Genomic DNA, 24886 nt, shown 5'->3' with positions numbered 1-24886 from the left:
AAAACAGATTCATAATAAATACTAAATCCTCGGTCAACCAATGGCTTTCCTCTAAGTCATTGGTGCAATAGCAAGGCAGCAAGCCCATTTATATTAAGGCGTTTAGTTCGCTAAATAACTGGATAAATGGGTGTCGCTAACGCAGTTATTGCGGCAAAGGCGACGAGGAAAGGAAGCAAACAATGGGCAAAACATTATACGAAAAAGTCTACGACGCACACGTTGCCGTCGCAGCAGAAGGGGAAAACCCAATCTTGTACATCGACCGTCACTTGGTACACGAAGTGACGTCTCCGCAAGCATTTGACGGCTTGCGTGAAAAAGGTCGTAAAGTGCGTCAGGTCAGCAAAACTTTTGCCACCATGGACCACAACGTTTCGACAACCACCAAAGACATCAACGCATCCGGTGAGATGGCTCGTATCCAGATGGAAACGCTATCGAAAAACTGTGAAGAGTTTGGGGTTACGCTTTACGACATTAACCACAAATACCAAGGTATTGTGCACGTTATGGGTCCAGAGCTTGGTATTACCCTACCCGGCATGACCATTGTTTGTGGTGACTCGCACACTGCTACACACGGTGCATTCGGCTCGCTAGCTTTTGGTATTGGTACATCTGAAGTTGAGCACGTATTAGCGACTCAAACGCTAAAACAAGCGCGCGCTAAAACGATGAAGATCGAAGTGAAAGGCAAAGTGGCTCCGGGCATTACTGCGAAAGACATTGTGCTAGCAATCATCGGAGAAACGACAGCAGCTGGCGGTACAGGCTACGTGGTTGAATTCTGTGGTGAAGCGATCACAGACCTTTCAATGGAAGGCCGCATGACCGTATGTAACATGGCGATAGAGCTAGGTGCGAAAGCCGGTTTGATTGCGCCAGATGAAACCACGTTCGAATACATCAAAGGCCGTAAATTCTCACCTCAAGGTGCCGACTTTGATGCAGCAGTAGAATACTGGAAGACATTAAAAACTGACGATGATGCTCAGTTTGATGCAGTCGTGACGCTAAACGCAGCAGACATTAAACCACAAGTCACTTGGGGTACTAACCCAGGCCAAGTGATCGCGGTAGATCAACCTATCCCAGCACCAGAAAGCTTTGCCGACCCAGTAGAAAAGGCATCGGCAGAAAAAGCATTGGCTTACATGGGCCTAGAGGCAGGCAAGTCATTGTCTGATTACAACGTCGATAAAGTCTTCGTTGGTTCTTGTACTAACTCACGTATCGAAGACATGCGCGCAGCCGCTGAAGTAGCGAAAGGTCGCAAAGTCGCGCCTCACGTTCAAGCGCTGATCGTTCCTGGCTCTGAGCAAGTAAAAGCGCAAGCAGAAGCGGAAGGCTTGGACGTTATCTTTAAAGAAGCGGGCTTTGAGTGGCGCCTACCAGGTTGCTCGATGTGTCTAGCAATGAACAATGACCGTTTGGGCCCACATGAACGTTGTGCGTCTACTTCAAACCGTAACTTTGAAGGCCGCCAAGGTCGTGATGGCCGTACCCACCTAGTGAGCCCTGCGATGGCAGCGGCAGCAGCAATTGCTGGTCACTTTGTAGATATTCGTGAACTAGACTAAGGAGCAAACCAATGTCAGGCTTTAAACAACACACAGGCTTAGTTGTTCCTCTAGATGCAGCGAACGTTGATACTGATGCCATCATTCCAAAGCAGTTCCTACAAAAGGTCTCCCGCCTAGGGTTTGGTAAGCACCTATTCCATGACTGGCGCTTCCTAGACGATGCTGGCGAACAGCCAAATCCAGAGTTCGTGATGAACGCACCTCGCTACCAAGGCGCGTCTATCTTGCTGGCTCGTGAAAACTTCGGCTGTGGCTCATCTCGTGAGCACGCACCGTGGGCACTAGCGGATTACGGCATCAAAGCGATGATCGCACCAAGCTTTGCCGATATTTTTTACGGCAACTCGATCAACAACCAAATGGTGCCAGTTCGTTTGACTGAACAAGAAGTGGATGAAATCTTCCAGTTTGTTGAGGCAAATGAAGGTGCAGAAGTCGAGGTCGACCTAGAAGCGAATGTCGTTCGTGCCAACGGCAAAGAATATGGTTTTGAAATCGATTCGTTCCGTCGTCATTGCTTGCTAAACGGTTTGGACAACATTGGCCTAACCCTTCAACACGAAGATAAGATTGCTGAGTACGAAGCGAATATTCCAAGCTTCTTGCGTTAAGACGCGTTAGTAAATACACAAATCAAGGGCTGGCAATTGTCGGCCCTTGATTTGTTTTGGGTGACTGATCTCATATCGCTTTGCTTACCGAATACCGAACGCCTCTGTTGAAATTCGTCATCCTGAACAGCGGCGAAGGAGCGTGATTCAGGATCGACTACCACAGCGCACTGTACAGATTCATACTGTCTTTACTCAAGAGTTTGTGGGTATTAGATTCCTGATATCGCTTATGCTCCTCGGAATGACAGCGAATAAAGGCCACTGATTACTGAAAGAAAACAAGCACTAAACTGGTCTACACTATCAACAATATCTCATTCAAAGGTATCTCTATGAAGCGTCTGTTATTGCTGTTGTGTGCTCTGGTTTCTTTCTCGACATTGTCCGCGCCTAAATCCGACTTATGGCCATATTGGAAACAATCGAATCAAGCCAACCAAACCCAAATTTCTCATCAAGAATGGCAACAACTGCTCGATACTTATTTAGTTGAACAAGGCGAGAATACCTTGTTTCGTTATAGCCAAGTCTCCTCTGTCGATAAAACTAAGCTGAAACAATACATCCAGCGTTTGGCAAAACTAGACCCTCTACAATACAACCAAGCAGAGCAATATGCCTATTGGGTAAACCTTTACAACGCCATCACGGTAGATCTTATTTTGGATAACTATCCAGTCGAATCAATCACCAAGCTAGGTGGTTTATTTAGCTTTGGTCCTTGGGGAGACGATGTGGTCGTGGTCAATGGGAAGGATCTAACTTTAAACGATATTGAACATCGAATTTTGCGTCCAATTTGGAATGACCCAAGAACGCATTACGCGGTTAACTGTGCCAGCCTAGGATGCCCTAATCTGCAATCTCAAGCATTCACTGCTGACAACACGCAAGCTCTACTGGATAGTGCCGCCAAAACATTTATCAACAGCAGCAAAGGCGTATCTATCCAAGGTAACACGGCAGAGCTGTCTTCTATTTATGATTGGTTTGCAACGGACTTTGGTGGAGAAAAACAAATCTTCAAACACATCGCAAAGTACGCACCGCAATACAAAAACTTCTCTGGCAAAGTGAAATACGAATACGATTGGGACTTGAATCAAGCCAACTAAACTGGGGGATGTGAGGTCAATTAGCATTAGGGACATAATAGGCCAAAAGCTAAAGACACCGGCAACTCAAAGACTAAGACATGAAAAAAAAGGGCACTGAGTGCCCTTTTTTACATCCAAATGTTTGATAGAAAACGTCCGACTACTTAAAGCCTTTAACCTTCTTAATAAGATCGTAAGCGTTTTGAATCTCTTGAGATTTCTCTTTCGCGACGTTCATCATCTCTGGTGGTAGGCCTTTAGCCATCAATTTGTCCGGGTGATGCTCGTTCATCAGTTTACGATAAGCACGCTTAACGGTTTTACTGTCTGCATCTGAAGACACATCCAGAATTTTGTACGCGTCGGCCAACTGATCCGCTTGTGAAGCTTGTTGCCAGCTACCACCTGAAGATTGGCCTTGATGCTGACCATGAAAACCGCCCTGGCTTTGGAAACGAAATGCGGCTTCTTGCATTTGCAAACGACGCTCTAATTGCTCAGAAGAGAAACCCAAACCACGTGCAATCTTGTGTAGTACATTTCGTTCACTCGGGTGGATTGAGCCATCTGCAAAGGCCGCCGAGATTTGCAGCTCTAAGAAAAATTGCAACAAGTCAAAGCGACCAGCTGTCGAAATTTTCACACGAACAAGAACATCTTCTAACGGAAAGTCGCTGTCTTTACCTTCACGAAACGCGTCTTGCGCTGCGCGACGCTGTTCGCCATGCAAATTCATGCGGTCCATCATGGCTGAAGCCAGTTGGATTTCCTCTTTGGTGACTTGGCCTTTCGCTTTTGCCACATGTCCCATTACCGCAAACGCCGCTTTAAAAAACTCTTCTTGGCGCTGAGCTTGACTTGGCCCTTTTCCAAAGCCGCCAGTAGAGAACCCGGCTTGACTCAAGCGACGTGCTTTATCGAATTGATGGCCAATAAATAAGCCAAAGAGTAAACCTAGCGGCCCGCCAAGTAACAAGCCAAAAAAGGCACCCAGAATTTTGCCAAAAATATGCATTATGTGTTCTCTATCAATGAATTTTTATCGACGACGGCGGTCTTATAGTGCCGGATGCAACGATTTCCTTTATGATAATGGAATTAGTTTTATTTCGGCTAGGCCATTTCGCCTGCTTATCTTTGCAGCTATTTTGTCGTCATTATGCCACAGTGAATCAATACGCTGGGATAAATGCGACTATAGTTGATTCATTTGGCTATTACGCTAGGGTACAACAAGCCCTATAGCCATCGAGTAGTAGTGACACAGGAAAGTTCAATTCAATGCAACATTTCTCCCGCACATTTTTAGCGGCCTCTATCAGCACCGCCTTGTTTGTACCCACCACTCAAGCTGAAGCGAATATCCATGATAGTGTGCAGGAAATGCCCGCCACAGATCAATGTTTGGTCGATACAAGTGGCGAGGAGGACGCTCTTAATACCCCAGTAGTGGTAGAAGCTGACACCCTGCAAGCCATCAATGGTGACAAAGCTCAGTACTCAGGTAATGTACAAGTCACCCAAGGCCAGAAGAAAATTACCGCAGATAGCGTAACGCTGCACCAACAAGACAACGTCGTGGTTGCCGAAGGCAACGTGACTTTCAATGACGGCCAAGTCAAAGCTCGATCTGATCGTGTTACTAACGACATTAATCAAGATACGTTTTCACTTGAGAACACTGATTATCAGTTCCTTTGCCAACAAGGTCGAGGCACTGCAGCCTATATCGCTCGCACAGGTCAGTCGGTTTATGAACTCGAAGACGGCTCTATCACATCGTGCCCTCAAGGCGATAATTCATGGCGATTGGTTGCGTCAGGCATCGATGTTGACCAAGATGAAGAGACAGCGACGCTGCACCATCCTCGATTTGAAGTGTTAGATGTGCCTGTTTTCTATGTGCCGTATCTAACCATGCCAATTGGAGATACGCGTAAAACGGGTTTCCTCTTTCCTTCTTTATCGTATGGTTCTAGTGATGGTATGGAAGTCGAGGTGCCATTCTATTGGAACATCGCGCCTCAATATGACATGACACTCACCACGCTCTATATGCAGCAACGTGGTACAAAACTCGATACTGATTTCCGCTACCTAACAGATGGTTGGGGAAATGGGGAAATCAAAGGCGAATACCTCAATAGTGATCGCAAATATCAGGACGAGTCTCGTTGGGGCTACCAAGTTAAACACGACGGTATCATCAATAAACAGTGGATAGTCAAAGTCGATTACTCAAAAGTGAGTGATATTGATTACTTCCTCGATCTCGACTCCGACATTGGTAACCGTGAAGATGGTCAACTGGTTCAAGAAGGACAAGTACAATATCGTTCTGACTTCTGGGATGCCTCGTTAACCGTTCGTGACTTCCAAATCTTATTGAAAGAAGAGAACCGCCCTTATCGCCTGCTTCCTCAGTTAGACTTGAACTACTACACGCCGTTGTGGGGAGACTACCTTAACTTTGACGTGAAGAGCCAAGTGAGCCGCTTCGATACCAGCGATGCTGCGCGACCAAATGCGACCCGTGTTCACATTGAACCAGGGCTTACATTACCACTCTCAAACTCATGGGCAACGTGGACAACAGAAGCGCGTGTGCTCTCTACGTATTACTCTCAAGACTTAACGGGTTTGACAGATGTAAACTTGCAAAACCAGTTGGATGATGAAGTTTCTCGTGTTATTCCTGAGTTCCGTACGCATGCGCAACTTTACTTAGAGCGAGATACAAGCTGGATCAAGGGCTACACCCAAACACTGGAGCCTCAGCTGCAGTACTTGTACGTACCTGAAGAAGATCAAACCAACATCTACAACTACGATACCACCTTGCTACAAACCGACTACTACGGGCTATTCCGCAGTCGTAAGTACAGTGGCATTGATAAAATCGCCTCGGCGAACCAGTTAAGCTACGGTGCGAGTACTCGCTTCTTTGATGATGACTATAAAGAGCGTCTTAACGTTTCATTTGGTCAGATTTACTACTTCGATAAAAAGACCAAACTGAGCAACAGCCCAAATCTTCCGGATGAGACAACCAATTACTCATCATGGGCGATTGAAGCTGATTTCAACTACAACGATTACCTGTTCTATCACGGTGGAATTCAATACGATATTGATTTGAGCTCCATGCAGTTGGCAAACAGTACCTTGGAATACCAATTCAACGGCGGCTTTATTCAGGGTAACTATCGCTACGTTACGCGTGAATACATCGAAGATACGATCATTCTCGAAAACCTAGACACAATTACTCGTAAAGGTATTTCTCAAGCAGGTATTGTAGCGGCCTACGAGTTCAACCCGAACTGGTCTGCGAGTGGTCAATACTACTACGACCTCAATGAAAATGCGGACCTAGAATGGTTAGCGAGCCTACGTTACCAATCTGACTGTTGGTACATTGGCGTCACTTACTCAAACCAATTGCTTGGTTGGGAAGACCAAGCTATCGGCAGCACCGGGGCATCACCTGAATACGAAAATAACTTCAGCGTTAACTTCGGTATTCAAGGCTTTGCGACCAACCAGCGTGAAGACACTGCTGTCAAAGAGCTGGATGGTTCTGACAACGCGATTAAGTACGGCCGCCCATTCTATCTGAACAATTAATCAAAATAGGCGTCTTAAATGAATAAGACGCCTATTCAAAAATACTGACGGAATTTTAAATGAAAATTTGGAAATCAATCTTATTCACGACCCTACTCTCTTGCGGAGCGGTTGCAGCACCAGTAGAGATCGATAAGGTTGCGGTCATCGTGAACGACGGTGTAGTTCTACAAAGCGACATCGAAACAGCGATGAAAACGCTGCAAGCCAACGCTCGTCAAAGTGGAAAGAGCTTACCTTCTACCAGCGTATTAAAAGAACAAGTTGTTGAAAAACTTATCATTGACACGTTGCAAGGCCAAGAAGCTGACCGTATTGGTGTACGTATTGACGACAACCGTTTAAACCAAGCGATTGCAGAGATCGCACGTAATAATGAGCAATCGGTAGAACAACTCGCTGCTTCTGTAGAAAGTGAAGGTTTAAGTTACCCAGAATTCCGCGAACAAATTCGTAAGGAAATCGCCGCATCAGAAGCTCGCAATGCACTGGTTCGTCGCCGTATTAATATCCTTCCAGCAGAGGTCGATAGCCTTGCTGAGCAACTATCACAAGAAACCAATGCGACTGTTCAATACAAAATTGGACACATTCAACTGCGCTTCTCTGACGATAAAGAAAAATCTGCTGTAGAAGCAGAAGCTAAAGCGCTCGCGAAAAAGCTAAACGAAGGTGCAGACTTTACGGAGATGGCCTACACCTACTCTAAAGGTCCTAAAGCTTTACAAGGTGGTGACTGGGGCTGGATGCGTAAAGAAGAGATGCCGACCATCTTTGCTGATCAGATCAAGATGCAAAACAAAGGCAGCATTATTGGTCCATTCCGTAGTGGCGTTGGTTTCCACATCCTAAAAATAGAGGATGTCAAAGGCCTAGAAACGGTTGCGGTAACGGAAGTAAATGCGCGTCATATTTTGATTAAACCAACCGTGATTCTGAGCGACGAAGGGGCGAAGAAGCAACTGAATGAATTTGTACGCCGCATCAAAGCCGGTGAAGCAACGTTCGCTCAATTGGCAACACAATACAGTCAAGATCCTGGCTCGGCAGCACAAGACGGTGAACTAGGTTATCAAACACCAGATCTTTACGTGCCAGAATTCAAGCACCAAGTAGAAACTCTGCCAGTTGGCTCAATCAGCGAACCGTTCAAAACCGTTCACGGCTGGCATATCGTTGAAGTGTTGGATCGTCGCCAAGTTGACCGTACTGACTCAGCGATGAAGAATAAAGCTTACCGCATTCTATTTAACCGTAAATTTAATGAAGAAGCGGGCGCATGGATGCAAGAGCTACGCGCAAGTGCGTTTGTTGAAATCGTGGATGACAACAATGACAACTAATACAATTCGTAGAATTGTCGTAACCGCAGGGGAACCTGCGGGTATCGGCCCAGACTTAGTGCTTGCCCTATCGAAAGAAGATTGGGCGCACCAAATTGTCGTCTGTGCCGATAAGAATATGCTGATGGAGCGAGCCAAGCAGCTTGGCATCGAAGTCCAACTGTCTGATTACAATCCAGAAGAAGCACCTAAAGCACAAAAAGCGGGCACGCTTATCGTTGACCATATCCAAATATCGGAACCTGCGGTCGCAGGTGAGCTCAATGAAGCGAATGGCCACTATGTACTAAAAACGCTAGAAAGAGCGGCTTTAGGCTGTATGAATGATGAATTTGATGCTATTGTCACCGGCCCTGTTCATAAGGGGGTGATTAATCGCGCAGGTGTTGCATTCAGTGGTCATACTGAATTTTTCGCCGAGAAGTCACAAACGCCGCTAGTTGTAATGATGCTAGCAACGGAAGGACTACGCGTGGCGCTGGTTACAACACATATTCCTTTAGCTTATGTGTCCAAAGCTGTCACCGAAGAGCGATTAGAAAAAATCATCGATATTCTTCATAAAGACCTTGTAGAAAAGTTTGCTATCGCACAACCAAACATCTACGTTTGCGGGCTTAACCCTCATGCTGGCGAAGATGGCTGCTTAGGTCGTGAAGAGATCGAAACCATCACTCCGACACTGGAAAAAATTCGACAAGAAAAAGGTATCAACCTGATCGGCCCTCTGCCGGCTGATACCATTTTCAATGAAAAATATTTAAATGATGCTGATGCTGTTTTAGGCATGTACCATGATCAAGTGTTGCCAGTATTAAAATACAAAGGCTTTGGTCGTTCAGTAAACATTACTCTTGGCCTACCTTTTATTAGAACATCGGTGGACCACGGTACTGCATTAGATCTGGCAGGGACAGGTCAAGCGGATACAGGGAGTTTCCGAACAGCGCTCACGCATGCGATAGATTTGGTAGAGAAGAAACAATGAGAAATGATGTCCATTTAGGACACAAAGCGCGTAAACGTTTTGGTCAAAACTTCCTGAACGATCCATACATTATTGATGGAATCGTATCAGCGATTAACCCAAAACCAGGTCAAAACCTGGTTGAAATCGGTCCTGGTCTTGGTGCAATCACTGAGCCAGTAGGTCGTGAAGTGGATAAGTTCACAGTTATCGAATTAGACCGCGATCTGGCGGAACGCCTACGTACTCACCCTGAACTGGCAGATAAGTTGACCATCCATGAGGGTGACGCTATGCGTTTTGACTTCACTCAACTAGTGAAGCCAAACAACAAGCTGCGCATTTTTGGTAACTTGCCATACAACATCTCTACACCATTGATGTTCCACCTTTTTGAGTTCCATAAAGACATTCAAGACATGCACTTTATGCTGCAAAAAGAAGTGGTAAACCGCTTAGCCGCCGGCCCTGGCAGCAAAGCTTACGGCCGTTTAACGGTAATGGCTCAGTACTACTGTAAAGTGGTACCGGTACTGGAAGTACCGCCAACGGCATTCGTTCCACCACCGAAAGTGGATTCTGCCGTTGTTCGTTTAGTGCCTTACGAAGAGCTGCCATGCCCGGCGAAAGATCTGCGTTTGCTCGATCGCGTTTGTCGTGAAGGCTTTAACCAACGTCGTAAAACAGTTCGTAACTGCTACAAATCGTTGTTAAGCACAGAAGTACTAGAAGAGCTAGGTGTTAATCCAAGCATGCGTCCAGAGAACCTGACGCTAGAACAATTCGTCGCAATGGCGAACTGGCTTGCGGATAACCCGCAGCACTAAGAACTCAAACAATGAGCCAAACCCTTGTAGGTTTGGCTTATTATTATTGGGATATTACGTTTCTGAGGAGTGCACATGGACGTCATTCAACCTTGCATCAAAATTCAAGTTCACACCAAATACATCGAAGAACAGTCCAACCCAGAGCTACAACGCTACGTTTTCGCTTATATCATCACCATCAAAAACCTTAGCCAACAAACCGTACAGTTAGTGAGCCGCCGCTGGCTAATCACAGACTCGAATGGCAAGCAAATGACGGTTGAAGGTGACGGAGTGGTAGGCCAGCAGCCCTTTATTCCAAGCAATGATGAATACACGTACAGTAGCGGAACCGCGTTAGAAACCCCTGTCGGCGTTATGCAAGGACACTACAAAATGCTGGATGAGAAAGGGCAAGAGTTCATCACCGAAATTGAACCATTTCGCTTGGCTGTTCCAAATGTTTTAAATTAGTAAATTGGAGATTCAGTGGCTACCTATATTGTTGGTGACATCCAAGGCTGTTTTGATGAATTGCAGCGACTACTAGAAAAAGTATCTTTCTCTGCGAAAAAAGACCAACTTTGGCTTGCTGGTGATTTGGTCGCCAGAGGGCCTAAATCACTAGAAACGTTACGCTTTGTGAAGTCACTTGGCGCAAGCGCAATCGTGGTGCTTGGTAATCACGACCTTCACCTTCTCGCAGTGGCTCACGGGATAAAAAAGGTCAAAGACAAAGATAGAACCGCACCTATTTTCACGGCCCCTGACAAAGAGGAACTACTGACATGGCTAGCTCAGCAACCTCTAATGGCCGAGCATGACGAGTTCGTGATGTGTCACGCTGGCATATCACCGCAGTGGAATCTAAAAACAGCGAGAAAGTGTGCCCGTGAAGTTGAGCGCATCATCCAAAGTGAAGAGCTGCCTTGGCTATTAAAAAACATGTACAGCAATCAACCTGATTCCTGGGATGACTCTCTACAAGGTTTGGACCGATACCGTTATATTATCAATGCTTTTACGCGGATGCGCTTTTGTTTCCCTGATGGTCGTTTGGATATGGATTGTAAATTGCCACCGCAACAAGTTTCCGGTAACGAACTTATTCCATGGTTTGATGTGCCTAAACGTATCCACTTAAACAAAGCGGTGCTCTTTGGGCACTGGGCTGCACTACAAGGCTATATGAACAACGAAGTCATCGGGCTAGATACTGGCTGCGTTTGGGGCGGAAGCCTAACCATGATCCGTTGGGAAGATAAGAAAATTTTTACTCAGGATGCGTTAAGTTAAACACTGAATAACAGTCGATAATCCATAGTAGGAAGAATACTTGTCACTTAACACCCCCTGTAGGGTCATTCCAACGAGCCTTAACGAGACTAGGAATCTAATATCCTCGCGCTGCGAATAGATAGAAATACCTTTGACAACAAGGTACTCGTATAGAGGCTCCTGAATCTCGCTCTTTCGTCGCTTTTCAGGATGACGGTAGGTTGGGATGGCCGCTCGCTGTTACACGAACGGCATTACCGTATTAACTACGCGGTGTTAATCTCGAATTACTTTTCTAACACAGTAAAGCGCATGTTGTAGGCGTTCTTCTCATCGGCTTGATACATTTCTGAGTAAGTTTCCTTAAACTCGTCTCCCCAATCTGGGAACTGAGTATCACCATCAATGGCCGCTTCAATGTGTGTTACATACAGTTTATTGGCCATAGGCAGACAAGTGGTGTAAATCGCACCACCACCAATGATCATCACTTCTTCCACATCACCTGCGACTTCCAGAGCCTGCTCAATCGATGTTACGGTAGTGACGCCTTCGATCTTTAGTGTCTCATCACGGCTAATAACAATATTCAAGCGACCTGGTAAAGGGCGACCAATAGACTCATAGGTTTTGCGTCCCATCACAACCGGTTTTCCCATGGTACAACGCTTAAACCAAGCGAAATCGGCGGGAAGATGCCAAGGCATTTGATTGTCTTTGCCAATGATGCGATTGTCGGCCATAGCGGCAATCATACTAATGATCATGTTAGGTCCTTATACAATTGGTCTGCGGCGATAGAATAACAGCCCTGGAACCGCAAGACCAACAGCTAAACCTGCAATAATAAACATGGCCTTAAGAAAGTTTTCCATACAGGTTGCGACAAGCTCGGGTGAGTAGCCAACATGATTGATTTCTACCATAGCGATCATTGCTTTGTACGCAAACACACCCGGCACCATCGGGATCAAAGCAGCCACAGTAAACACTTTTGGATGCGCGAGAAAACGGTGAGACCAGTACACACCAATCATCCCAACTAACGTCGCAGCAAAAAAGGTTGCCCACTCAATAGGAATGCCAAACTGCATCATCAAGTAGCGGCTACCATGACCAATCGCGCCACCAACAGCGCAATACACTAAAGCTCTTTGTGGTACGTTAAAAACCAATGCAAATCCTACAGCGGGAATCGCCGCAAAAAACATGTCATTCAAAAGGCCAAACATCAAATCAAATAAACTCATTAGATAGCCCACCCCCAAATTCCAGTTACACTCATCGCAGCAACGATCCCCAAACATGTCGCCAACGTTAGTAAACTAGCCATCACAAATCGAGCAATCCCCATATTAATGTGGCCTTTCAACATATCTGCGACAGAGTTAATGAGTGGGAAACCAGGTACAAGCATTAATACTGACGATGCCATTGCTACGGTAGGTAGATTACCGATTTGGTAAATTTCCGCCTGTGCTGAAATTAAGGTGGTCACAAAAGCGGTCGCAGCAAAGTTCAATAGAGGGTTGAAATGACGATGACCAATTTCTTGGCGAACGATCATGCCACCAGCTGAAGCTAAAAAGGTCATAATGAATACTCCCCAATCACCACCAGCTAGATGACTGAATGCCGCACAAGACAAGCCAATCATAAACACCACCAACCAGCGGTTATAACGCTCTGGACTGATAGCGTTCAGCTTTTTCTGCGCCATGGTTGAATCGAGCAAACCACGTTCCATCATGATACAGATTCGTTGAATTTGCGTAATAACGCGCATATTGATGCCACGATCAGCGCAGCTTCGGGTGGTGGTGATGCAATGCCCATCCATTACCGTCGTCACAACCAATGCATTAGCTGATAGTGCTACCGCAACTTCATTCACCCCACAAGCAAGGCCAATACGACGCATAATATCGCTCACAAGAGTACTTTCAGCACCATGAGCAAGTAGCATTTGTCCGGCTTGGGCGACAAGACGAGAAATCGATCGTTGAGTAGATACCGCCAACTCTCTAGGCGGTATGGTTTCTAGAGTCATAAATAAGTCTAATTCCTTTTAGGGTGTTACTCATTCATACGCGCGAGGGCCAAACTAACCCTCAAAAAAACACGACGTATCAGTTATTGTGCCGTAAATCACATCACCTAAATATGATTTAGATACAAAAAAAGCCGCAATAGATAATTGCGGCTTAATGAATTATAGGCAAACAGGCATTGTTTGACCGTTCTGATTAGTCACGAACGTAGACAACGTGACCGTCATCTTCTTCATCGTCCCAGTCATCCCAATCGTCGTCGTCATCTTCAGTGATAACGTCTTTACCCGCCATCGCATCTTTATGGTAATCATCCCACATGAAGTTAACTTTATCTTCTTCAGCCACTTCTTCCTCTTCGCGAGGTAGGTTATCCATAAAGTCAGCCAGTTTGTAACAAAGCTCTTTAGTACCGTTACGATTGATCGCCGAGATCTTAAAGTACTCGTCTTCCCAACCTAGTGCGTCTAAGATTTCTTGGATCTTCTCATTCGCTTCTTCTTCAGGCATTAGATCAACTTTGTTGAACACTAACCAACGCGGCTTACTTGCCAGTTTTTCGCTGTATTGTTCTAGTTCATCAATGATCGTCAATGCATTTTGCACCGGATCGGACTGATCAATTGGCATAATATCGATCATGTGCAGCAACACTCGACAACGCTCTAAGTGCTTCAAGAATCGAATACCAAGGCCAGCGCCATCTGCTGCACCCTCGATCAAACCAGGGATGTCTGCAACAACAAAACTTTTCTCTGGTACGACACTTACGACACCCAAGCTTGGGATCAAAGTCGTGAATGGGTAATCAGCGACTTTCGGTTTTGCTGCTGATACTGCGCGGATAAAGGTTGATTTACCAGCATTAGGTAGACCAAGCATACCCACATCAGCAAGAAGCAATAGCTCAAGGCGAATTTCGCGTACTTCACCCTTTGTACCCAATGTTCTCTGACGAGGCGCGCGGTTTACTGAAGATTTGAAACGCGTGTTACCTAGACCGTGCCAACCGCCTTTCGCGATCATCACTTTCTTACCGTGTTCAGCAACTTCCGCCACGATTTCATTTGTGTGGATATCCACAGCGCGCGTACCCACAGGTACACGAAGAACGATGTCTTTACCACGCTTACCGGTACAGTTACCACCGCGACCGTTTTCACCACGCTCAGCTTCGTAGAAGCGCTGGAAACGGTAATCAATCAGGGTATTTAGGTTTTCATCGGCTTGGATATAAACATCACCACCGTCACCGCCATCACCGCCATCAGGGCCACCTTTAGTGATGAATTTTTCACGCCAGAAACTGACAACGCCACTACCGCCATCACCAGCCTGAACTTTTACTACCGCTTCATCTACGAACTTCATCTTTTACTCCGACTACTTCGTGCGTGGATTAAATCTTACTATGTCATCCGACAATTTTAGCAGATGACAGATCTAAGCTCCCAGATTCAAATCGCTTAGGATCTTAGCGAGAAACTTCGATATGTCGACTGCCACAAATAAAAAACCCCGCCGATTCGGCAGGGCTTTTGAATTCAGCTTAAAGCTATTAAGTAATTTGGTTAAAAACCTAATTACTCAGCTTCGATGCTTACAAACTTACGGTTCTTAGGACCTTTCACTTCGAACTTCACTTTACCTTCAGTAAGAGCGAATAGAGTGTGGTCTTTACCGATACCTACGTTGTTACCAGCGTGGAACTTAGTACCACGTTGACGAACGATGATGTTACCTGCAAGTACAGATTCACCACCGAAACGCTTAACACCTAGACGTTTGCTTTCTGAATCGCGGCCGTTACGAGTAGAACCACCAGCTTTTTTGTGTGCCATTGTTAAACTCTCCTAATAGATTAAGCGTTGATACCAGTGATCTTCACTTCAGTGAACCACTGACGGTGACCCTGTTGCTTACGAGAGTGCTTACGACGACGGAACTTAACGATTTTAACTTTATCGCCACGACCGTGTTGTACAACTTCAGCAACAATTTTGCCGCCCTCTACAAGAGGAGCACCAACTTTGATGTCTTCGCCGTTAGCAACAAGAAGAACTTTATCAAATTCTACAGTTGCACCAGTTTCAACGTCTAATTTCTCTAAACGAAGAGTTTGACCTTCGCTTACACGGTGTTGTTTACCACCAGATTGGAAAACAGCGTACATATTTTACTCCGCTTTTTCCGCACAGCCTTTCTTGAGGGTGTGCGCTAAACTAATCATCAATAGGGCGCAGATTCTACAGAATAGATGCTCCTATGACAAGCCATATTTTGAAAAAATTGGCGAAAAGCTAATCGCCAAAGAAAAGTGCGGCAATCATGCCCTTTAGTAATGTATTAATCAACGTTTTTTAGTGTATTATTCGACAATTATATAAATCGAATAAGCCTTGCAGGGTCTAACTTCAGCCGGATATACGATGGATTTTAAAACTATCCAAGCGCTTACTGCCGATGACATGGCAAAAGTGAATGAAACAATTCAAGCCCAACTTAATTCTGATGTCTCTTTAATCAACCAGCTCGGTTTTTATATCGTGAGTGGTGGAGGCAAACGTCTAAGACCGCTTTTAGCGATACTGTCAGCCCGTGCACTTGGTTACCAAGGCAATGGTCATACAATGGCAGCTGCGTTTATTGAGTTCATCCATACAGCGACTTTGCTGCATGATGACGTGGTAGATGAATCAGACATGCGCCGTGGTAAAGCCACTGCGAATGCAGCATTTGGCAATGCGGCTAGCGTATTAGTTGGGGACTTTATCTATACACGCTCATTTCAGATGATGACAGAACTAGGATCCATGAAGATCCTTAAACTAATGAGCAATGCCGTAAACGTGATCGCCGAAGGTGAAGTACAGCAGTTGATGAACTGTAACGACCCTGACACGACAGAAGAAAGCTACATGCAAGTCATCTACTCTAAGACTGCGCGCTTATTTGAATCCGCAACTCAAATCGGTGCAATCTTAAATGATGCTCCTGAGCATGTGGAAATCGCAATGCAAAATTACGGTAAGTATCTAGGCACTGCGTTTCAGCTCATTGATGACGTCATGGATTACACTTCTGATGGCGAAGACATGGGTAAAAATGTGGGTGATGACTTGGCCGAAGGCAAGCCAACTTTACCTCTACTCCATGCTATGCGTAATACCACACCAGAAAACGCCATCATGATTCGTGAAGCGATTGAGAAAGCGAATGGCATGGATCGCTTAGAAGAAATTCTTGCGGTCATGAAAGAAGCAGGCTCTCTGGAATACACAACGCAAAAAGCTCTAGAAGAAGCAGACAAAGCAATCGCAGAACTATCAGTGTTGCCAGAGTCTGAATACAAACAAGCGCTTGTTACTCTGGCTCATGTCGCAGTACAACGCACGAAGTAATCAATAGCTACCCATAACGCAAGACTTATAGCAAAAAGGAAGAGCATGCTCTTCCTTTTTTACGTTTGATACCTAATGACGACGCCCCGAGGCGCTAGTAATATCTGTCACTACCGCCATGCAGTTGTGGATCATCTTCTATTTCATCAAAGCTAACGGCGAGCTGCTGTTCAGTCCCTTGTTTGGACAATAATACTGTCTCTGCTTCATGATCGACCACTAATATCGTACCGACGCCTTGTTGGCACTCAACAACCATGCCTTTACGGATTCGACTCGCTTCCATCATCTTCTCCTTCACTACGTGGTTTTATTCGACCGTTTTTACGAAGTTGAGAAATCAAGGATCAAAAAAGCCGATCAAAATGATCGGCTTTCTTCTTATATAGGCTTTCTAGATTACTTTGCGAATTCAACACCAATGTTGATGTCGCCATTTAGTGTTTCTAGCATACCGTCTAATGCAGACTTTTCGTAATCGCTGAGTTTGCCGTAGCTTAGTACTTCTTCAACGCCTTCTTTACCCAGTTTCACAGGTTGCGCGAAGTACGTCGCGTGTTCGCCGTCGCCTTCAACGTAAGCGCACTCAACTACGCCTTCTTCACCTTGAAGAGCACGAACCAGAGACAGACCAAAGCGACATGCAGCTTGGCCCATTGATAGTGTTGCACTACCACCACCCGCTTTCGCTTCTACAACTTCAGTACCTGCATTTTGAATACGTTTCGTTAATGCTTCTACTTCTTCAGCTGTAAACTCAACACCTTCTACTTGAGACAGTAGAGGTAAGATCGTTACGCCAGAGTGACCACCAATAACTGGCACGCGAACGTCACCTGGATCTTTGTCTTTTAGCTCAGCAACAAACGTTTCTGAACGGATAACATCCAACGTTGTTACACCAAATAGACGACGCTTATCATAAACACCCGCTTTTTTAAGAACTTCAGCAGCAATTGGCACTGTTGTATTTACAGGGTTTGTGATGATACCAACACAAGCTTTCGGACAAACAACCGCAATCTTCTCCGCTAGCGATTTAACGATACCAGCGTTTACATTAAATAGATCCGCACGATCCATACCTGGCTTACGCGCAACACCAGCAGAAATTAGCACAACATCCGCGCCTTCTAGTGCTGGAGTAGGATCTTCACCAGCGTAACCTTTGATAGAAACTGGCGTAGGGATGTGGCTAAGATCAGCTGCCACACCAGGAGTTACTGGAGCAATATCATATAGGGCTAGATCAGAACCAGCAGGAAGACGGTTCTTAAGTAGAAGGGCCAGGGCTTGACCGATGCCACCAGCGGCACCAATAACGGCTACTTTCATGTAGTTCTCCTTGAGAGTATTTCTCTTATAAACGTATTCGTAGGGTAGTTTGTAACCAACTTAAATAAAGCTATCGGAATCACAACTTGATTACAATCAATTAACGCTAGCTTTGCGACCTCGCGCAACTCGCTGTTACCGTGCTACAAATGGGGCTTGGATTATTCTTTTATTCTGTTGAAATGACAAGGAATTCAAGAAAACAGATACAGCCCTACTTCAGCGCGCTAAAGAATTCTATGTGGTATATAGTTTACAGTGACGCATCTAACATAATCCTGGGACTCTTTGGCACCGCCTGAATATATATGCGAGAATATGCAAAATTGCTGACCCGTAATAAGAGATTTGTAATGACTATGCGCAATTCAGAAAAACAAGACAACTTAGTTCGCGCCTTTAAAGCCCTGTTAAAAGAAGAAAGCTTTGGCTCACAGGGCGAGATTGTTGACGCACTCAAACAGCAAGGGTTTGAGAGTATCAACCAATCTAAAGTCTCACGTATGCTGACTAAATTTGGCGCCGTCCGTACGCGCAATGCAAAAATGGAAATGGTTTACTGTCTTCCTGCTGAGCTAGGTGTCCCAACAGTCAGCAGCTCTCTGCGTGAACTGGTACTAGACATCGATCGTAACGCAGCGTTATTGGTAATTCACACCGGCCCAGGTGCAGCACAGTTGATTGCTCGCTTGCTTGATTCACTCGGTAAATCCGAAGGTATTCTTGGTGTTGTCGCAGGTGACGATACCATTTTCATTACGCCAACCATGGCAATTACGACTGAGCAACTCTTCAAATCAGTGTGCGAGCTGTTCGAATATACTGGTTAAGTTCTATAAAGCTTCAATCAGCTAACTCATTGTGGGTTATAAAAGAAGTCTCATTTTGTAGCCCATAATTTATGTAAATTTTTTGCTTACTCCGCTCATTCTTTAACCATCCATTTTGTGATTAACATCACGCAATTGATCTTTTTCATTTCAGTCACTAAACGTTAATTAAGTAATTGTTATAAAAAGAATTAAATCACAAATTGAATCCTATCCCCTGATACAAAATTCAGACTTATCAACTATAACATTTAACAATTGGATAATTTTCTGCCAATTTTTTGTTATGATTCGCTCGCTTTTTCAAACGATTGGATTGAAAAAGGTGCCGTTTCCAAATAGGAAACTCCAGAAGTGATTTATGGTTATTTCCGGGTAAATAATGAATATAAGGAAGGGAAATTCATGGCATTTAACAAACTTCTCAAAGTAGGCGCTATCGCTGCAGCCGTAATGGGCGCAGGCGCAGTTAACGCTCAAGAGTTTATTACCATCGGTACTGGCTCTGTGACTGGTGTTTACTACCCAACTGGTGGTGCTATCTGTAAGTTGGTAAATAAAGGTCGTAAAGACCACAACATCCGTTGTTCAGTAGAATCGACTGGTGGCTCAATTTACAACGTTAACACTATCCGTGCAGGCGAATTAGATTTTGGTATCGTGCAATCGGATTGGCAGTACCACGGCTACAACGGTACGAGCAAGTTTGAAGAACAAGGCCCGTACAAGAAGCTACGCGCAATGTTCTCTCTTCATACAGAACCTTTCAACATCATTGCGCGTGCAGATTCAGGTATTGAAAACGTTGAAGACCTGAAAGGTAAGCGTGTAAACATCGGTAACCCAGGCTCTGGTGACCGTGCAACGATGGGCGTTGTCATGGAAGCGATGGGTTGGACAAACGACAGCTTCAAATTGGCGTCTGAGCTAAAAGGCTCTGAACGCTCTCAGGCACTTTGTGATAACAAAATTGACGCCTTCATTTACATGGTCGGCCACCCGAACGGTTCAATCAAAGAAGCAACCACATCATGTGATGCGAAGCTAGTTTCAGCAACAGGCCCTAAAATCGATAAAATTGTTGCCGACAACCCATACTACGCCTTTAGCTCAGTACCGGCTGGTATGTACCGCGGTACAGACAAAGACGTAAACAGCTTTGGTGTTGCAGCAACAATGGTAACGACCTCTGATGTTTCAGACGATGTCGCTTACAACGTGGCAAAAGCTGTGTTTGAAAACTTTGATACCTTCAAACGTCTACACCCTGCATTCGCAAACTTGAAGAAAGAAGACATGGTGAAAGCTGGTCTTTCTATTCCTCTTCACCCAGGTGCAGAAAAATACTACAAAGAAATGGGTCTAATTAAGTAATTTCCTCAGACTCTACATACAGGCAGGAAAGAATATTTTCTGCCTGTTTGAGCATACAGGTTGTAGCACGTTCTAACTGTATGCTTCATTCGCCAGTTTTCTTCTGAAAACTGCGAGCTCATACCCAAGAAAACTTAAACGCCGCCTAACAGAGTATCCAACAATCAACACTTTGAGTTCAGGCAGCAAAATACTCGAAAGCAAACTTCGCTCCATTCACTACACTGATAAAGGCGAAGTGTGGTTCTCGATAAAAATCAGACAGGACCATCAATAATAAGGAAAAAGTACATGGCGACGAATCAAGCTCCGTCACAAGATGTGCAAGAAATGGTGGCTCAGGCAGACACAGGTGCACGTAGCCCTTCGGGAATGCAAGGACGAATCCTTTGGTTTGTTCCTCTGTGTTGGTCACTATTTCAATTATGGTACGCATCCCCGTTACCATTTATTTTCAATTTTGGCGTACTGAACGACACGGAAGCGCGATCTATCCACCTTACTTTCGCGATCTTTTTGGCTTTCACTGCTTATCCAGCGATGAAGAATTCTCCTCGCGATCATATCCCTCTTGTTGATTGGATACTCGCGTTGGCTGGCAGCTTTTCAGCAGCCTATATATACCTTTTTTATACCGAGCTAGCAGGACGCTCAGGCGCACCGACAACGGTTGATATCGTTGTTGCTGTTATCGGTATGCTCCTCCTTTTAGAAGCAACACGCCGAGCACTTGGTCCACCATTAATGGTCGTGGCTGCTGTTTTCCTTACTTACACCTTTGCAGGCCCTTACATGCCTGACGTTATCGCGCACAAAGGGGCAAGCTTGAACAAGGCCATGTCTCACTTGTGGCTAACAACAGAAGGCGTATTTGGGGTTGCGCTAGGTGTTTCTACCTCTTTTGTCTTCTTGTTTGTATTGTTTGGAGCAATGCTGGAACGCGCTGGTGCTGGTGCTTACTTCATTAAAGTTGCCTTCTCGTTACTTGGCCATATGAAAGGTGGTCCAGCTAAAGCGGCCGTTGTTGCATCAGGTTTATCTGGTCTGGTTTCTGGTTCTTCAATCGCAAACGTAGTAACAACTGGCACCTTTACGATTCCACTGATGAAGCGTGTTGGCTTTCCCGGCACAAAAGCGGGTGCGGTAGAGGTAGCGGCTTCAACCAATGGTCAGTTAACACCGCCAATCATGGGTGCAGCAGCATTTTTGATGGTGGAATACGTCGGTATCTCCTACGTTGAGGTGATTAAAGCTGCCCTACTTCCAGCGCTAATCTCTTATATTGCTTTAATTTACATTGTTCACCTTGAAGCATGTAAAGCAGGCATGACGGGCCTTCCTCGTCGCCACAACCCAACACTAGTACAAAGTCTGCTGTCCTTTACTGGCACAATCTTAGGATTGTGTGTGATCAGCGCATTGGTTTACTACGGAGTGGGTTGGACAAAGGACGTCTTTGGTGATGCCGCGACACCAATTGTTACCGTCGCACTATTAATCGCGTACGTTGGGTTGGTGAAAGTCTCAGCAAATCACGTGCAAGATGGCGCAATTGAGATTGATGCAGAATTAACAGAAGTACCTGATCCTGGTCCAACCGTTAAGTCAGGCTTGCACTACCTACTCCCTATCGTCGTATTGGTTTGGTGTTTGACTGTCGAACGTTTCTCACCTGGCCTTTCGGCATTCTGGGCAACGGTGTTCATGATTTTCATTTTGCTGACTCAACGTCCGTTGATTGCACTGCTGTCAAAGCAAGGTGACATGCTTCAGCAAACCAAAGATGGCTTTGTCGATCTTGCCGAGAGCTTAGTTTCTGGTGCGCGCAATATGATTGGTATCGGCGTTGCAACCGCGGCAGCGGGCACCGTTGTTGGTGTTGTTACACTAACGGGTATCGGCCTAGTGATGACCGACTTCGTCGAGTTTATCTCTGGTGGCAGCATCATTCTTATGCTGCTGTTTACCGCCATCATTAGCTTGGTTCTGGGGATGGGTCTGCCAACAACGGCGAACTACATCGTGGTCTCTACGCTAATGGCGCCGGTCATTGTTACGCTCGGCGCGGCGCATGGCTTGATTATTCCGTTGATAGCGGTGCACTTGTTCGTTTTCTACTTTGGTATTTTGGCCGACGATACCCCACCTGTAGGTCTTGCGGCTTTTGCAGCAGCCGCAATTGCGAAATCAGATCCAATTCGTACCGGTATCCAAGGTTTTACTTACGATATTCGAACCGCTATTTTGCCGTTCATGTTTGTGTTCAATACCCAGCTATTGTTAATGGGGATCGACTCTTGGTGGCATTTGGCACTCACGGTCATCTCATCGATCATTGCAATGCTGATATTCTCTGCGGCAACTCAAGGGTGGTGGTTCACGCGTAACAAGTGGTGGGAAACAGTCCTATTATTAGTACTGACATTTTCGTTTTTCCGTCCAGGTTTTTGGTGGGACATGCTGTACCCAGCGAAAGTTCTTTCTCCTGGCGTTGAGGTAGCTCAAATCACGGAAACACTAAATGTAGGAGAATCATTGGAGTTACGTGTTGCCGGTGAAAACCTTGAGGGCGACTACATTGAGAAAACGGTTCGTCTTCCATTCGAAGACAGTGCGACAACAGCAGACGCACGTATTTCATCTATGGGTCTGATGCTGACCGAAAGTGACAACAAAATGATTGTCGATATGGTTGAATTTGGTAGTCCAGCAGAGTCCGCAGGTATCGACTTTGATTGGGAAATCAAGTGGGTTATCCAGGATGCAGACCGTCCGATGAAAGAGTGGGTGTTTGTACCATGCTTAATGATTTTGCTGGTGCTTGCAATGAACCAAAAACGTCGTGCTCGTAAGGAACAATTGAGCGCATAACCGATTTGGCCCCGAGGATAAAGGGGCCTTAATGAGAGACATTGAATGTACAAACAAATTCTTGTTCCGGTTGATCTAAATGACCAAGGCTTTTCAGACCGAGCGGTTGAACTAGCGGTTTGGCAGGCAAAGCAAGCAAATGCTCAAATCCATCTTCTGACGGTACTACCTGGTATTCACATGTCGATGGTTGCCACATACTTTCCGAAAGATGCTGCGGCCAAAATGAAGCAAGACGTGAAGCAGCAACTAAAAACTTTCGCTAATGAGCATATTGCTGAAGATGTGGTTTACCAAGTGCATGTTGCTGAAGGCAAGGCCTACGCGACCATTCTTGATTATGCAGAACGCTTAGGCGCTGATCTCATCATTATGCCAAGTCACAAGCGCTCTAAAATCAATAAAGTAATGCTTGGCTCCGTCGCGAGTAAGGTTGTGGAATATTCTCCAATCAATGTGATGGTCGTAAAACCGCAAGGCTAAGTAAATACAAAAACGAAAAAGGACGCTAACATTAGCGTCCTTTTTATATTAAACAAGTAAGGGTTATGCCATCACTGGGTAATCGGTATAACCTTCTGCTCCACCCAAATAAAAGTGTTCTGGTTTCGCCTCATTAAGAGGTGCATTTTTCTTAAATCGCTCGACTAAATCTGGGTTTGCGATAAAGGGAACGCCAAATGCGACCACATCAACTTTGTTTTCTGCAATTGCTGTTGCCGCTTCTTGTGCACTGTAGCCCACGTTCGCCATTAAGTGACCTTTATAGTTTTCGCGTGCTGGCTTGAGAACATCTGCTTTTTGTACGCCTTTCAGATCCGCACGCATCACGTGCCAATAAGCAAGATCGAAAGAATTAAGTTGCTCTGCTAAGTAACGCACCAAGCCAACTGGATCACTGTCTTTCATGTCATTAAATCCATTTAGCGGAGATGTGCGCAGACCGACTCTTCCAGGTCCCCACACCTCAACGACTTCTTTCACTATCTCAAGTAAAAATCGAGCACGATTTTCAACCGAACCACCGTATTCATCGGTACGTAAATTTGAACCGTCACGAAGGAAGTTATCAATAAGATAACCATTGGCGCCATGTATCTCGACCCCATCAAAGCCGGCTTTCTTGGCGTTTTCTGCACCTTGTTTAAACGCCGCAACAATGGAAGCTATCTCATCCACTTCGAGTGCTCGTGGTACCGTATATGCTTGCTTACCCGAAGGGGTATGGACTAATTCATCACGAATGGCCAATGCGCTCGCCGCTACAGGTGTTTTTCCTTCATTCAGATCAGGATGACAAGCTCGTCCCGCATGCCAAATTTGCAGTACAATCTTACCGCCTCTCTCATGAACCGCATCCGTTACCTTTTTCCAAGCTGCGATTTGCTCTTCGCTGTAAATGCCCGGCTCAGCCATGAAAGCAGACGTACCTTCCATCACCATGGTGCATTCAGCAATGATAAGTCCGGCACTCGCACGTTGAGCGTAGTATTCAACCATAAGGTCATTAGGAATATGGTCCGCGCCAGCACGAGCTCGCGTTAAAGGCGCCATAATGGCACGGTTATCTAATGCTAATTGACCGAGTTTGATAGGAGAAAATAAGTCTACAGAGTTGGACATGTTGTTTACCTCAAATGACAATAACTTGATGGCTAAGGATGAGGTGCCAGACTATAATCAGATTAATATTGAAACAATAT

Annotated in this window: 24 protein-coding genes; 14 read left to right on the top strand and 10 right to left on the bottom strand. The window is 45.4% G+C overall.

Annotated features, from left to right (window positions below; all coding sequences use genetic code 11):
• Positions 1–182 precede the first annotated feature (182 nt).
• The 3 genes from leuC to KJB35_RS11680 all read left to right on the top strand — a co-directional run bounded on the left by leuC (position 183) and on the right by KJB35_RS11680 (position 3315).
• Positions 183–1583, top strand: a complete 1401-nt coding sequence (gene leuC, locus KJB35_RS11690; protein WP_005379681.1) for a 3-isopropylmalate dehydratase large subunit — start codon at positions 183–185, stop codon at positions 1581–1583.
• Positions 1584–1594: 11 nt separating this feature from the next.
• On the top strand, positions 1595–2197 hold the full coding sequence (gene leuD / locus KJB35_RS11685) for a 3-isopropylmalate dehydratase small subunit (RefSeq protein WP_005383071.1): 603 nt from the start codon (positions 1595–1597) through the stop codon (positions 2195–2197).
• Positions 2198–2532: 335 nt separating this feature from the next.
• Positions 2533–3315, top strand: a complete 783-nt coding sequence (locus tag KJB35_RS11680) for a DUF547 domain-containing protein (RefSeq protein ID WP_213907991.1) — start codon at positions 2533–2535, stop codon at positions 3313–3315.
• Positions 3316–3457: 142 nt separating this feature from the next.
• On the opposite strand, the gene djlA is transcribed toward KJB35_RS11680, so the two are convergent.
• Positions 3458–4312 carry a co-chaperone DjlA gene (djlA, locus tag KJB35_RS11675; RefSeq protein ID WP_005383076.1) on the bottom strand — a complete coding sequence of 285 codons (855 nt, stop codon included), beginning with the start codon at positions 4310–4312 and terminating at the stop codon, positions 3458–3460.
• Positions 4313–4578: 266 nt separating this feature from the next.
• Here djlA and lptD point away from each other — a divergent pair, with 266 nt between their 5' ends.
• The 6 genes from lptD to apaH all read left to right on the top strand — a co-directional run bounded on the left by lptD (position 4579) and on the right by apaH (position 11339).
• Positions 4579–6924, top strand: coding sequence for an LPS assembly protein LptD (gene lptD / locus KJB35_RS11670; protein WP_005379673.1), 2346 nt, complete (start codon positions 4579–4581; stop codon positions 6922–6924).
• A gap of 59 nt (positions 6925–6983) precedes the next feature.
• Complete coding sequence (gene surA / locus KJB35_RS11665) at positions 6984–8267, top strand: peptidylprolyl isomerase SurA (RefSeq protein WP_005379672.1); 1284 nt, start codon at positions 6984–6986, stop codon at positions 8265–8267.
• Positions 8257–9255: a 4-hydroxythreonine-4-phosphate dehydrogenase PdxA gene (gene pdxA / locus KJB35_RS11660; RefSeq protein WP_005379670.1), complete on the top strand. Its 999-nt coding sequence runs from the start codon at positions 8257–8259 to the stop codon at positions 9253–9255. The genes surA and pdxA overlap by 11 nt, the downstream gene beginning before the upstream one ends.
• Positions 9252–10061 (top strand): 16S rRNA (adenine(1518)-N(6)/adenine(1519)-N(6))-dimethyltransferase RsmA, encoded by an 810-nt coding sequence (gene rsmA / locus KJB35_RS11655; protein ID WP_005379669.1) that lies wholly within the window; start codon positions 9252–9254, stop codon positions 10059–10061. Before pdxA ends, rsmA begins: the two co-directional genes overlap by 4 nt.
• A gap of 75 nt (positions 10062–10136) precedes the next feature.
• Positions 10137–10517: a Co2+/Mg2+ efflux protein ApaG gene (apaG, locus tag KJB35_RS11650; RefSeq protein ID WP_005379668.1), complete on the top strand. Its 381-nt coding sequence runs from the start codon at positions 10137–10139 to the stop codon at positions 10515–10517.
• 15 nt (positions 10518–10532) lie between these two features.
• Complete coding sequence (gene apaH, locus KJB35_RS11645) at positions 10533–11339, top strand: bis(5'-nucleosyl)-tetraphosphatase (symmetrical) ApaH (RefSeq protein ID WP_042522430.1); 807 nt, start codon at positions 10533–10535, stop codon at positions 11337–11339.
• A gap of 269 nt (positions 11340–11608) precedes the next feature.
• Here the strand turns inward: apaH and folA are convergent, their stop codons facing one another.
• The 6 genes from folA to rplU form a co-directional block, all read right to left on the bottom strand.
• Complete coding sequence (gene folA / locus KJB35_RS11640; RefSeq protein ID WP_005379666.1) at positions 11609–12088, bottom strand: type 3 dihydrofolate reductase; 480 nt, start codon at positions 12086–12088, stop codon at positions 11609–11611.
• A 9-nt stretch (positions 12089–12097) separates the two neighbouring features.
• Entirely contained in the window at positions 12098–12571 is a 474-nt protein-coding gene (locus KJB35_RS11635; protein WP_005379665.1) for a threonine/serine exporter family protein, read from the bottom strand.
• Positions 12571–13371: a threonine/serine exporter family protein gene (locus KJB35_RS11630; RefSeq protein ID WP_005379664.1), complete on the bottom strand. Its 801-nt coding sequence runs from the start codon at positions 13369–13371 to the stop codon at positions 12571–12573. Before KJB35_RS11630 ends, KJB35_RS11635 begins: the two co-directional genes overlap by 1 nt.
• A 196-nt stretch (positions 13372–13567) precedes the next feature.
• Positions 13568–14743, bottom strand: a complete 1176-nt coding sequence (gene cgtA / locus KJB35_RS11625; protein ID WP_005383091.1) for an Obg family GTPase CgtA — start codon at positions 14741–14743, stop codon at positions 13568–13570.
• A 212-nt stretch (positions 14744–14955) separates the two neighbouring features.
• On the bottom strand, positions 14956–15213 hold the full coding sequence (rpmA, locus tag KJB35_RS11620; RefSeq protein ID WP_005383095.1) for a 50S ribosomal protein L27: 258 nt from the start codon (positions 15211–15213) through the stop codon (positions 14956–14958).
• Positions 15214–15233: 20 nt separating this feature from the next.
• Positions 15234–15545: a 50S ribosomal protein L21 gene (rplU, locus tag KJB35_RS11615; protein ID WP_005383096.1), complete on the bottom strand. Its 312-nt coding sequence runs from the start codon at positions 15543–15545 to the stop codon at positions 15234–15236.
• A 256-nt stretch (positions 15546–15801) separates the two neighbouring features.
• Between rplU and ispB the strand changes: the two genes are divergently transcribed.
• The gene (gene ispB, locus KJB35_RS11610) at positions 15802–16773 is read left to right on the top strand and encodes an octaprenyl diphosphate synthase (protein ID WP_005383097.1); all 972 of its coding nucleotides are present in this window, start codon (positions 15802–15804) and stop codon (positions 16771–16773) included.
• 94 nt (positions 16774–16867) lie between these two features.
• Here ispB and KJB35_RS11605 read toward each other — a convergent pair whose 3' ends face one another.
• Complete coding sequence (locus tag KJB35_RS11605; protein WP_005379661.1) at positions 16868–17059, bottom strand: hypothetical protein; 192 nt, start codon at positions 17057–17059, stop codon at positions 16868–16870.
• A 113-nt stretch (positions 17060–17172) separates the two neighbouring features.
• On the bottom strand, positions 17173–18108 hold the full coding sequence (gene mdh / locus KJB35_RS11600; protein ID WP_005379660.1) for a malate dehydrogenase: 936 nt from the start codon (positions 18106–18108) through the stop codon (positions 17173–17175).
• A gap of 359 nt (positions 18109–18467) precedes the next feature.
• On the opposite strand from mdh, the gene argR reads away from it, so the two are divergent.
• From argR to KJB35_RS11580, 4 genes are all read left to right on the top strand, one after another.
• Positions 18468–18938 carry a transcriptional regulator ArgR gene (gene argR, locus KJB35_RS11595; protein WP_285357303.1) on the top strand — a complete coding sequence of 157 codons (471 nt, stop codon included), beginning with the start codon at positions 18468–18470 and terminating at the stop codon, positions 18936–18938.
• Between the two features lie 405 nt (positions 18939–19343).
• Positions 19344–20312: a TAXI family TRAP transporter solute-binding subunit gene (locus tag KJB35_RS11590; RefSeq protein ID WP_005379657.1), complete on the top strand. Its 969-nt coding sequence runs from the start codon at positions 19344–19346 to the stop codon at positions 20310–20312.
• 291 nt (positions 20313–20603) lie between these two features.
• On the top strand, positions 20604–23183 hold the full coding sequence (locus KJB35_RS11585) for a TRAP transporter permease (RefSeq protein ID WP_017820274.1): 2580 nt from the start codon (positions 20604–20606) through the stop codon (positions 23181–23183).
• Between the two features lie 45 nt (positions 23184–23228).
• A complete protein-coding gene (locus KJB35_RS11580; RefSeq protein ID WP_005379654.1) occupies positions 23229–23666 on the top strand; it encodes a universal stress protein in 438 nt (145 codons plus the stop codon).
• 63 nt (positions 23667–23729) lie between these two features.
• Here the strand turns inward: KJB35_RS11580 and KJB35_RS11575 are convergent, their stop codons facing one another.
• Positions 23730–24806 carry an alkene reductase gene (locus tag KJB35_RS11575; protein WP_213907990.1) on the bottom strand — a complete coding sequence of 359 codons (1077 nt, stop codon included), beginning with the start codon at positions 24804–24806 and terminating at the stop codon, positions 23730–23732.
• Positions 24807–24886: the final 80 nt, after the last annotated feature.

The sequence above is a fragment of the Vibrio sp. D431a genome, assembly GCF_030248655.1.
Lineage (GTDB): Bacteria > Pseudomonadota > Gammaproteobacteria > Enterobacterales > Vibrionaceae > Vibrio > Vibrio alginolyticus.
The sequence above is the reverse complement of the archived record's forward strand: the minus strand, read 5'-3'. Positions and strand labels throughout refer to the sequence as shown.